This window comes from Streptococcus suis, from assembly GCA_024583055.1.
Lineage (GTDB): Bacteria > Bacillota > Bacilli > Lactobacillales > Streptococcaceae > Streptococcus > Streptococcus suis_V.
In genome coordinates this window covers 2,020,528-2,031,650 of record CP102145.1, presented here as the reverse complement: position 1 = coordinate 2,031,650, position 11,123 = coordinate 2,020,528, and the positions used below count along the sequence as shown (strand labels likewise).

The 11,123-nt window shown below is 46.8% G+C and carries 10 protein-coding genes and 1 riboswitch; of the genes, 6 read left to right on the top strand and 4 right to left on the bottom strand.

Annotated features, from left to right (window positions below; genetic code table 11):
- Nucleotides 1–3 precede the first annotated feature (3 nt).
- Entirely contained in the window at nucleotides 4–996 is a 993-nt protein-coding gene (gene asnA / locus NQZ91_10175) for an aspartate--ammonia ligase (protein ID UUM57679.1), read from the bottom strand.
- Between the two features lie 207 nt (nucleotides 997–1,203).
- Here asnA and NQZ91_10170 point away from each other — a divergent pair, with 207 nt between their 5' ends.
- The 5 genes from NQZ91_10170 to NQZ91_10150 all read left to right on the top strand — a co-directional run bounded on the left by NQZ91_10170 (nucleotide 1,204) and on the right by NQZ91_10150 (nucleotide 7,212).
- The gene (locus NQZ91_10170) at nucleotides 1,204–2,538 is read left to right on the top strand and encodes a TrkH family potassium uptake protein (GenBank protein UUM58862.1); all 1,335 of its coding nucleotides are present in this window, start codon (nucleotides 1,204–1,206) and stop codon (nucleotides 2,536–2,538) included.
- A 10-nt stretch (nucleotides 2,539–2,548) separates the two neighbouring features.
- Nucleotides 2,549–3,214, top strand: a complete 666-nt coding sequence (locus NQZ91_10165; GenBank protein UUM57678.1) for a TrkA family potassium uptake protein — start codon at nucleotides 2,549–2,551, stop codon at nucleotides 3,212–3,214.
- 47 nt (nucleotides 3,215–3,261) lie between these two features.
- Nucleotides 3,262–4,602: an MATE family efflux transporter gene (locus tag NQZ91_10160; GenBank protein UUM57677.1), complete on the top strand. Its 1,341-nt coding sequence runs from the start codon at nucleotides 3,262–3,264 to the stop codon at nucleotides 4,600–4,602.
- A 58-nt stretch (nucleotides 4,603–4,660) separates the two neighbouring features.
- Complete coding sequence (recG, locus tag NQZ91_10155; protein ID UUM57676.1) at nucleotides 4,661–6,679, top strand: ATP-dependent DNA helicase RecG; 2,019 nt, start codon at nucleotides 4,661–4,663, stop codon at nucleotides 6,677–6,679.
- A gap of 95 nt (nucleotides 6,680–6,774) precedes the next feature.
- Nucleotides 6,775–7,212: a NusG domain II-containing protein gene (locus NQZ91_10150; protein ID UUM57675.1), complete on the top strand. Its 438-nt coding sequence runs from the start codon at nucleotides 6,775–6,777 to the stop codon at nucleotides 7,210–7,212.
- A 30-nt stretch (nucleotides 7,213–7,242) separates the two neighbouring features.
- Here NQZ91_10150 and NQZ91_10145 read toward each other — a convergent pair whose 3' ends face one another.
- The 3 genes from NQZ91_10145 to NQZ91_10135 form a co-directional block, all read right to left on the bottom strand.
- The gene (locus NQZ91_10145) at nucleotides 7,243–7,686 is read right to left on the bottom strand and encodes a SprT family protein (protein ID UUM57674.1); all 444 of its coding nucleotides are present in this window, start codon (nucleotides 7,684–7,686) and stop codon (nucleotides 7,243–7,245) included.
- Nucleotides 7,673–9,829: an RNA-binding transcriptional accessory protein gene (locus NQZ91_10140; GenBank protein UUM57673.1), complete on the bottom strand. Its 2,157-nt coding sequence runs from the start codon at nucleotides 9,827–9,829 to the stop codon at nucleotides 7,673–7,675. The genes NQZ91_10145 and NQZ91_10140 overlap by 14 nt, the downstream gene beginning before the upstream one ends.
- Nucleotides 9,830–10,022: 193 nt before the next feature.
- Nucleotides 10,023–10,532 carry a QueT transporter family protein gene (locus NQZ91_10135; protein ID UUM57672.1) on the bottom strand — a complete coding sequence of 170 codons (510 nt, stop codon included), beginning with the start codon at nucleotides 10,530–10,532 and terminating at the stop codon, nucleotides 10,023–10,025.
- Nucleotides 10,533–10,630, bottom strand: a riboswitch (PreQ1 riboswitch).
- A gap of 29 nt (nucleotides 10,631–10,659) precedes the next feature.
- On the opposite strand from NQZ91_10135, the gene NQZ91_10130 reads away from it, so the two are divergent.
- Complete coding sequence (locus tag NQZ91_10130; protein ID UUM57671.1) at nucleotides 10,660–11,097, top strand: GtrA family protein; 438 nt, start codon at nucleotides 10,660–10,662, stop codon at nucleotides 11,095–11,097.
- Nucleotides 11,098–11,123: the final 26 nt, after the last annotated feature.

Sequence of the window (11,123 nt, the reverse complement as noted above, 5' to 3'; positions counted from 1 at the left end):
TTTTTACAAAATATTCTCGAAATTGTCACGCACTTCTTGTGGCCAGACGCTAGATTGAACCTCACCGATATGTTTTTTACGAAGGAGGAACATGGCCAGACGCGATTGTCCAATACCACCACCGATAGATAGCGGAAACTGGCCGTCCAAGAGAGCACGATGCCAATCATAGGCCAAACGAGCCTCATCGCCGGTAATAGCTACTTGGCGTTTGAGAGCATCTTGGTCCACCCGAATGCCCATTGAGGACAATTCAAAGGCAGAACCTAGAGCTTCATTCCAGACCAAAATATCTCCGTTGAGACCCTTGTAAGAACCTTCTGACGGTGTCGTCCAGTCATCGTAGTCAGGTGCGCGACCATCATGTGGCTTGCCATCGGCCAATTCACCACCGATACCGATGAGGAAAACAGCACCGTATTCTTTGGCAACAACATTCTCACGTTCCTTAGGTGTCAAATCAGGAAAATTCTTGACCAAATCTTCTGTGTGGATAAAGGTAATTTTCTTGGGCAGGACAGACTCAATATCGTAACGCGCCTCAACTGCCAACTCCGTCAGGCGGATGGCCTTGTAAATCTGCTCAACTGTTTCCTTCAGATAGGCCAGATTTCTCCGACCAGCTGGAATGACCTTTTCCCAATCCCACTGGTCTACATAGACCGAGTGGATGGCATCCAAATCCTCTTCATCCGGGCGGAGAGCCTTCATGTGGACAAAGAGTCCCTCGCCTTCATTGAAACCGAAACGAGCCAAGGTATGACGCTTCCATTTTGCAAGGGAATGCACTACCTCGTAGGTCGCATCTGGAATCAATTTGACATTAACGGTAACGGCATTTTCCACGCCAGACAAATTATCCTGCATACCATCCCCGACACGACTCAAAATCGGTCCCTGCACTTCAACGATTTCTAGCTTGTCTTTCAAATACTGGGTAAATGTATTCTTGACGAAAGAAATCTCCTCTTGCTGCTGAATGAAACTTTTCTTCATACCTAAACCTCCTAATTTTTTCTATACTCCCTATTATACCCATTTTCATCGACTTGTAAAGGATTTTATTAAATATTCTGAAAATTTAATGAATTATTTCTTCCAAAATGCTGGTTCTTCTGCTTTCTCGCCACTTCTTTCCTTACTTTTTGGAAAAATTATGCTAAAATGGCTTCATATTTTATAGAATAGAATGGGGCTTTGAAAATGAAATTTTCACCTAGTCAACGGATTATCGCCAGTTTCCTAGCTGTAATTCTGGTTGGCTCATTTTTGCTCAGTTTACCAATTGCTCAAAAGGCTAGCTCTACTGCTAGCTACCTGGACCATTTGTTTACTACGGTATCCATGGTCTGCGTGACGGGGTTATTTACCAAGCCTGTGGCTGAAACCTACAACATGTTTGGACAATTGATTTGTATGGTCCTGATTCAAATCGGCGGATTGAGCTTAATTAGTTTTATCGGTCTCTTCTCCCTTCGAGGAGGACGGAAATTGAGTTTTGTCAATGCTTCTACCTTACAGGAGGCCCTGTCGCGAACGGACACCAAGCATTTTTCCAGCTTTATCAAATCTGTCTTTGCCTTTACCTTTGCCAGTGAGGCCCTGGGCGCCTTCTTCCTGGCCTTTCAATTTGTTCCAGAATACGGCTGGAAGGACGGTCTATTTTCTTCTGTCTTTGTGGCTGTCTCTGCCTTCTGTAATGCTGGTTTTGATAATTTAGGGGCCAGCAGCATCGTCCAGTACGCTGAAAATCCCCTCATCAATCTAACCTTGGCTGCTCTGATTATCATGGGAGGATTGGGATTTTCCGTCTGGTTTGACTTACGTTCTCAAATAGGCAAGAAATTCCACCACAGAAAACTCCATTTCCATACCAAGGTAGTGCTGGCTCTGACTGTACTCATTCTTGCAGCGGGGACAGTCTTAACCTTTATCACAGAATACAATAATCCTGCCACTATTGGCTCCATGTCGCTGGGCAACAAACTATTGACCAGTTTTTTCCAAACGGTGACCATGCGGACAGCAGGCTTTGCCAGTATTGATTATACCAAGGCCGAACCTATCACCCTCCTCCTCTATATCTTCCAAATGATGCTGGGAGGAGCCCCTGGTGGTACGGCAGGAGGTATTAAAATCACAGCCTTCCTGACGCTTTTACTCTATGCACGCAGTGAAATTCTGGGGCTTCCCCATACTAATTTCAACCACCATACCATTGACCATCTGACCATCCGCAAGGCATTTGCAACCTTCATCGTCTTTATGTCTGTCTTTATCTTAGGCTTGGCTGGACTCAGTATGACAGATGCTAAGCAACCTTTGATTTTCCTCATGTTTGAGGTCATGTCAGCCCTGGCAACGGTCGGTGTGACAGCTAATTTAACCCCCTTCCTCAGTTTGGCTGGAAAAGTTATCATCATGTTCCTGATGTTCTTTGGCAGAATCGGCCCTATCTCCATTCTAGTCAGTCTATCTAGTCACAGACCTGACAAGAAGGATCATTTACAATATGCAAAATCAACCATGATTGTTTAAAGGAGAACCCATGTCATCATTTACTATCGGTATTTTAGGTCTAGGAGTTTTTGGCACCACTATCGCTAAGACCCTACATCCCTACAACTGCAATATTATCGCCGTCGATAATCATGAAAATCAAATCAACCAATTGGAGCCCATCCTGTCCCGCGGTATTGTCGGAGATATCACTGATAAATCCCTCTTGCGGGCCGCAGGTATTGACAGCTGTGATACCGTCGTCGTCGCAACAGGTGACAATCTGGAGTCTAGCGTCCTAGCCGTCCTCCACTGTAAGGCGCTGGGTGTTCCAAAGGTCATCGCAAAGGTGAAGAGCAAGACCGCTAAAGAGGTCCTCTTAAAAATTGGTGCTGATAAGATTATTTCACCAGAAAGAGAAACAGGCGTTTCCCTGGCCAAGCACCTCCTCCACCGCAATACGACGGACCTAGTCCAGCTGGATGGTAACGTGTCCATTGTTGAGTTTCACCCGCCTAAAAAATGGCTGGGCAAGACTTTGGCAGAGTTGCAACTGCGTCAGAACTACAAGATGAACATTATCGGCTACCGCCTCAAAACCACCAAGGAACTCAATATCCAGTTATCGCCTGACTATGTTTTCAATGAAGACGAGGTCGTTATGGCTGTAACGGACCACAACACGGTCGATCATTTTGAAGAGTTCACAGGATAAGGTGACAAGTTTTGACTGATTTATCATTCATATTTTAAGGAGATTATATGAACGATTTGACCAAGGGGAAACCCTTAACTGTTATTTTACAATTTGCTATCCCTCTCTTGATCGGCTCCTTTTTCCAGTTAACCTACAATTTTGCTGACAGCATGATTGTTGGCCATACCCTTGGGACCACGGCCTTTGCAAGTGTAGGAGCCACTGTTGGGCTGACATTTTTGATTCTAGGCTTTGCCCAAGGCTTAACTAATGGCCTCACCATTATTAGTGCCCAACGCTTTGGTGCAGGGGACTTGATTGGCCTCAAGAAAAGCTTTGTTCACGGACTTTTCTATGCTGCCATCGTTAGTTTGGTACTGACGACGGTCTCCCTTCTCTTTCTCCGCCCAACCCTGGAACTCATGCAGACACCTGCTGATATCATCGAGCACGCCCACGACTTCCTTCTAGCTATCTATGGCGGAATGACCTTTACCATCTTTTATAACTATTTGTCCAGTGCCATCCGTAGTCTGGGAGATTCGCGAACTCCGCTTATCGCCCTCATCATCGCCTGCATCATCAATATCGGCCTTGACTTTTTCTTTATTTTAACCATGAAATGGGGCGTCTTCGGAGCTGGCTTTGCAACAGTCTTGGCCCAGGCCTTCTCCGTTATATTCCTCATCATTTACATCAAGAGAAAAATTCCCCATTACCACTTAAAACCAGGCGATTTGAAGCTTGAAAAAGAGGAGTTAATCAAACATGCCAATATTGGCTTTCCAATGGGATTACAGGCCAGCGTTATTGCCATTGGCTCCTTGACCTTCCAGGTCATGATGAATCAGTTGGGAACCGATGCCATCGCTGCCCAATCTATTGCCCTACGGACGGACCAATTGGCCATGTTGCCCATGGTGAATCTGGGACTGGCTATCTCAACCTTTACGGCCCAAAACTATGGTGCTAAACTATATGACCGCATTTTGGAAGGGGTCAAAAAGACCCTCTATATCAATTTGGCCTGGTCTATCTTGTTCGCCCTTGTTCTTATCTGGGGAAATCGGTTCTTCTCAGGTCTCTTCATCGCAGACGCCAGCGAGACAGTTCTTGACTTGGCACTGGCCTACTACATCATCAATGCCTCCTGTTATTGGATTGTGGCCAGCCTCTTTATCCTTAGGAGCTTCATCCAGGGGCTGGGAAATGGTGCCGTACCTATGCTGGCTGGTTTCGGAGAATTGATCATGCGGGCTCTCGTGGCCATTGTTGGCCTCCACTATTTCGGCTTCAATGGCGTTGCGGCCGCTAATCCTGCAGCCTGGATTGGCAGCATTCTCGTCCTCATACCTAGTAGCCTGATTTACAGAAAACGGCTTAAACAAGCCATGGCAAACACCTAGTTCGACACTGGGTGTTTTTGTTTTGGGAAATTGGTCAAACTTTTGCTATAATACAAGCATGAAACAATTGAAGGATCCACTGTCTGTCTTGCCTGGAATCGGACCCAAGTCAGCAGAGAAATTTACAAAACTAGACCTCTATAGCGTGGAAGATGTCCTGTGCTACTATCCCTTCCGCTACGAAGATTACGAGACAAAATCCATCTTAGAGCTTATGGACGGCGAAAAGGCTGTGATTATGGGGCAGGTCGTCACTCCAGCCAATGTGCAATATTATGGCTTCAAACGCAACCGCCTTCGTTTTTCTATTAAGCAGGACCAGGTGGTGGTAGCCGTTTCTTTTTTCAATCAACCCTATCTGGCCGACAAGGTGGAAGTAGGACAAGATATAGTCATTTGGGGTAAATGGGATAAAGCCAAGGCTAGCCTGACGGGAATGAAAATCTTGTCCCAGCAAGCAGATGATTTGCAGCCTGTCTATCATGTCGCTCAAGGAATTAGTCAGACCCAGCTGGTTAAACTGGTCAAGTCCGCCGTGGACCTAGGCTATTTAGACCTCCTGACTGAGAATCTCCCCAGCCCTATACTGGAACGCTACAAGCTCATGGGACGGGTCGACGCTGTACGGGCCATGCATTTCCCAGAAGACTTAGACCAGTATAGACAAGCCCTGCGCCGTATTAAATTTGAAGAACTCTTCTATTTCCAGCTACAGCTCCAGCAACTCAAGACGCAAAACCGTGACCAATCTAAGGGACTAGCCATTCCATTTAACCAACCAGCTGTCCAGCAAGCCATCCAGGCCCTCCCATTCTCTCTGACCCAGGCTCAGAATCAGGTCCTGGAGGATATCTTAGAAGATATGAAATCCAGTCGCCACATGAATCGGCTGCTGCAAGGTGATGTCGGTTCCGGAAAAACGGTTGTGGCAGGCTTGGCCATCTACGCCACTCACACAGCTGGCTTTCAATCTGCCCTCATGGTTCCAACGGAAATTCTAGCCGAGCAACATTATCAAAGCCTACAAGGGCTCTTTCCCAACTTATCCATAGCCCTGTTAACCGGTAAAATGAAGGCTGCCCCTAGACGGGCCGCGCTCAAGGCTATCGAGGAAAATCAGGTCGACTTGATCGTCGGGACCCATGCTTTGATTCAGGATGCAGTCACTTATCATAAATTAGGCTTGGTCATCACAGACGAACAACACCGGTTTGGGGTCAAGCAACGAAAACTTCTCCGTCAAAAAGGGAGCAATCCAGATGTTCTCATGATGACGGCTACACCGATTCCAAGGACATTAGCCATCACAGCCTTTGGCAATATGGACGTCTCCATCATCAACCAACTTCCAGCCGGACGAAAACCCATTATCACGCGCTGGGTCAAACACCAGCAGCTACCAGTTGTACTGGATTGGATGACAAAGGAGCTAAAAAAAGAAAGCCAGGTCTACTTCGTTTCTCCCTTGATTGAGGAATCCGAAGCCCTGGACTTGAAAAATGCGGTTGCCTTAACGGAGGAATTGAGGGACTATTTCGGCTCGAAGGCCACAATTGACCTCCTGCATGGTAAGATGTCCTCCGAGGAAAAGGATAGTATCATGCAGGCTTTCAAGGAAAGAAAAACAGATATCCTGGTCTCAACAACGGTTATCGAGGTTGGTGTCAATGTTCCCAATGCCAGCATTATGGTTATCATGGATGCGGATCGTTTTGGTCTCAGCCAGCTCCACCAGCTGAGGGGCCGGGTGGGTCGGGGAGACAAGCAATCCTACGCCATCCTGGTCGCCAATCCCAAAACCGAGTCCGGCAAGGAACGGATGAAACTGATGACAGAAACTACGGACGGATTTGTCCTATCCGAAGCAGACCTGAAAATGCGGGGATCTGGTGAGATCTTTGGTACCCGCCAATCCGGTCTGCCAGAATTTCAGGTTGCCAATATCATTGATGACTATCCTATCCTAGAAGAAGCTAGGCGCCTGGCTAGCCAAATTACCGCTGAAGCCAACTGGCAAGAAAACCCAAGCTGGAGTATCCTGGCCCAACACCTGGATATGAAAAATGAGTTGGATTAGGCATCATCAAGTCAGCTACTCAGTTATAAAGCTGTCCCCAGAATAAAATCAATCCAGCAATTTACAAAGCTGGATTTTTTCTATACAATAGAGCTATGACGTTCAAGACTATTCTCAAGCAGCTAAAACTATTCGACTACCTGCTCATCGGACTGGCCCTGGTCCTGTCCTTCACACCTGCTATCCTCACCTATGCAGAGCTATCAGAGCAGGGACAAGAAGCAAAAATCATTGCTTATGTCCGCATCAACGGCGAGGTCGTGGATGAATTTGAACTAGCTGCCGATACCAAACATCAGGAAATCACCTATTATCCCAATCCTGGCCAATACAATATCATCGAAGTCGACGGTCAGAGTATCCGGGTCAAGGAAGACAATAGCCCGGACCAGATTGCCGTCATGACAGGCTGGATTAGCAAACCCGGTCAACTCTCCGTCTGCCTGCCCCACAATCTCATGATTGAAATCAAGGCCGTTGGGGGCGAACCTACAGAGGAAGAGGAAGAGGAAGAATTGATTTTACCCCTATAAAAAGAAAAACGAATCGTGATGACGAAACTATCATGATTCGTTTTTTAGCTGTTTTAGCATCCCCCTGCACTTGCCGCACCTGTATTTCTTGAGGTCAATCCTGCGCTTTCTCATGTAGACTTGACCACAGGCCGTGCAACTGTAGCGGGGATTTGGTTTCTGTGCTTGTACCAATTTAGGTGCATAACGAAGTCCATCGACAGCCTGTAATAGTTCTTGAAAATCCCTATCCCCGTGACGATAGCCCTTTTTCTCAAAATAGAGATGGTAATGGCAGAGCTCGTGGCGGACAATCTGCCGAAAGACCTCCAAACCAAACTCTTCCAGATGCTTGGGATTGAAGTCCAAGTGCCCATCCTGCGGGAAAAAGCGTCCGCCTGTCGAGCGCAGACGGCGATTCCAGATGGCTACATGACGAAATTCCTTGCCGAAGTCCTCTCTGGACACCAGCTCTACGTACTTAGTCAAGTCCATGAGATTTCAAGAGGCTCAGACCGATGCGGTTGCGTTTTATATCTACTTCTGTCACCCAGACAGTGACAATTTCGCCAACCGCAAGGATTTCACTCGGGTGAGGTTGCGCCATAAGACGACCTTTGCCGTCACGCTTACGTTTGACCATGTGGGAAATGTGAATTAGCCCATCTTCATGGACACCAATATCGACAAAGGCACCGAAGTCCACAATGTTACGGACCGTTCCCTGCAATTCTTGACCGACTTTCAAGTCTTTGACATCCAAGACATCCTGACGCAAAACAGGGGCCTCGAAATCATCCCGTAAATCCCGACCCGGTTTGAGCAAGTCTGCGATAATATCTTTCAGTGTTTCCTGACCGATGCCCAAGGTTTCAACCATGTCCGCAACTGACACCGTCGCTAATTTTTCCTGCGTAGCAGAGTCCAAGTGGTCGATAGCTAGATGAGCAAGCAAGTTCTCGACAACCTTGTAAGACTCAGGATGCACGCCAGTATTATCCAAAAGATTAGTGCCGTTAGGAATACGCAAGAAGCCAGCCGCCTGCTCGAAAGCCTTATCGCCCAAACGCGGCACCTTTTTGAGCTCTTGACGGGTGGTCAGAGCGCCATGCTCCTCGCGATACTTGACGATATTCTCCGAAATGGTCTTGTTGAGACCAGCCACATGGGCAAGGAGGGCGGGACTAGCCGTATTGACATTGACACCGACTTGGTTGACCACCGTATCGACGACAAAATCCAGACTCTCGGACAGAAGTTTCTGATTAACATCGTGCTGGTACTGGCCGACACCGATGGACTTCGGGTCAATCTTGACCAGCTCAGCCAGCGGGTCTTGGAGCCTGCGGGCGATGGAAATAGCAGAGCGTTTTTCGACAGTTAGGTCTGGAAATTCCTGACGGGCCAGTTCAGAGGCAGAGTAGACTGAGGCTCCGCTTTCATTGACGATGACGTAGGAGACCTGTGGGAAGTCCTTGAGCAAATCAGCAACGAAGCTTTCTGATTCGCGGCTGGCCGTACCGTTTCCGATGGCTATGATTTCGACTTGGTATTGACCAATCAGATTCGCCAAATCCTGCTTGGCTTGGGCAATCTGAGCCTGTGAGGCCGGCTTGACGGGGTGAATAACCTGCGTCGTCAGGAGTTTTCCTGTCTGGTCAACGACCGCTAGTTTTGCCCCTGTACGAAAGGCAGGGTCAAAGCCGAGGACTACCTTGCCCTTCAGGGGTGAAACCAAAAGCAGGTTGCGGAGGTTTTTCGAGAAGAGTTGGATGGCCCCTTCTTCCGCTTGCTCAGTCAATTCCGTACGAATACGGCGCTCCATAGCTGGGATAATCTTCTTTTTCAGGGCCTGACTGATAACTTCTTGAATATGGGCATTTTGCTGCGGAAAGCGCAATTCAAAAAAGCGGATCATCTTGTCCAGATTGTGCTGGAAACCGACCTTGAGAATGCCTAATTTTTCACCGCGGTTGATGGCAAGAGTCTGATAGCCTTGCATCCTCGCGATTTTTTCGGCAAATTCATAGTAGATTTCAAAGACAGCCTTCTCATCGCTGTCCTGGTCCTTGACTTCTGATATAAGTCTGGAATTGGTCAGGATTTCATGGTAGACCCAAGCACGGAGTTTGGCGTCCTCAGCCAGAGCTTCCACGAGAATGTCCACTGCACCGACCAAGCAAGCGGTCGGCGTATCGAAGCCTTCAGTGACAAAGCTTGTCGCCTGAGTTTCTAAGTCTGTACCATACTGCAAAATCAAGCGTGCCAGTGGAAAGAGACCAGCCTCACGCGCCACCGTCGCCTTGGTCCGACGTTTTTCCTTATATGGCAGGTACAACTCTTCGACGTCCGCCAACTTTTCAGCCTCTTCAATGGCCTGACGGAGCTGGTCAGTCAGCTTGCCCTGCTCTTCAATCTTGGTCAGAACCGTCGCCTTGCGGTCAGCCAAAGCCGTCAAAGCCTTATCTCGGTCAATAATGGCCTTGATAAGAACCTCGTCCAAATTACCCGTTGCTTCCTTGCGGTAACGAGCGATGAAGGGGATGGTATTGCCCTCAGCTGTCAGGGTCAATACCGTATCAATCTGTTTCAAACTTACACCCAATTCTTGGGCAATCTTCATGTATTTTTCTTCCATAAGCTCTATTATACCATGAAAAAAGACCTGAACAGCTCAAAAAGAGAGCCAAAGATCCGGTCTGCGGAGCAATTTTTATTGCTATAGTCCAGAAAATCGTATTGTCTTTGATTAACTGAATGAGCTCATTTTATCTTACATGCAAAAAGAGCCTGGACTTCAGTCCAGACCCTGCTCACATTAACTCGTTCTGTTACAAATTCAATCGCTTAGCCAATTTATCCATAATGACTGCCCCGACCGAGAGCGAAAGCAATTCCCCAGCCGCTGTTGTCAACCAGGTAAGGAAAAATGGCAAATCGTACAAGAACTTTAGCTCTAAAGCAATGGTAAACATGGTAAATGAGAAAAATAAGGAAAAATAGAGAAAAGCCTTATTGATCAAACCATTGATAAGATAGTGGTCCTTGTATTTTGAAAATAATTTCACACCAAGTGTCACGAAGATAAGAGTTGAAAAACCACCAACAAATAGATCAATGACCCCAAAGCCAATCAGATTGGCAATCATGCAACCGATGGTCACTCCGATGATGTATTTAGGATTGTAAAAGGCTAGAAAATTCAGCATTTCTGAAATCCGAAATTGAACGGCACCGAAGGATATAGCATTCAAGGGTGGTGTGAGGGTCAAAGCCACATAAATGGCCGCAACGATAGCAATCTCTGCCAGATCTCTGACAGAAAAGGTAGATGTCTTCATAAAAAATTCTCCTTTAGCGGGTTGACCGCCTGAAATATGCTTGGGTAAAGTGAGCAAGCCCCAAGGGTTGTATTTACAACGTTTTCCAGTATAGCATAATTTTCAAAAAAATGATAGACTAGTTCTTATGAAAAAACTAGTAAAAACATTCTTAGAAAATGAAGTCATCCTCTATCTAATCGCAGGCGTCGCCGCAACCCTGGTCTATATCATCACGCGAACCAGCCTCTTTTACATCTGGCCCAACATTTTAATGGTCACTCTGATTGCCAACACAGTTGCCATTCTCTTTGCCTTTTGGACCAATGACCGCTATGTCTTCAAGCAGGAAAAAAATGGTTGGCAGGGACGGCTGGTCAAATTTATCGGTGCCCGTATTTCTACCCTGGTCCTCGATATGGCTCTAGCCTATTTCCTGGTCGAAAAATTCCCTCACATCATCGGCCAATTTGTTCAACAGGACATTCAAAAAGTCAATGCTATCGCAACTGCTCTTTCGCAGGTCTTGGTCATCGTCCTCAACTATGTCCTTAGTAAATTATTTATTTTTAAAAATACAAAATAGGTTTGGCGGGTCCAAACCTATTTGCT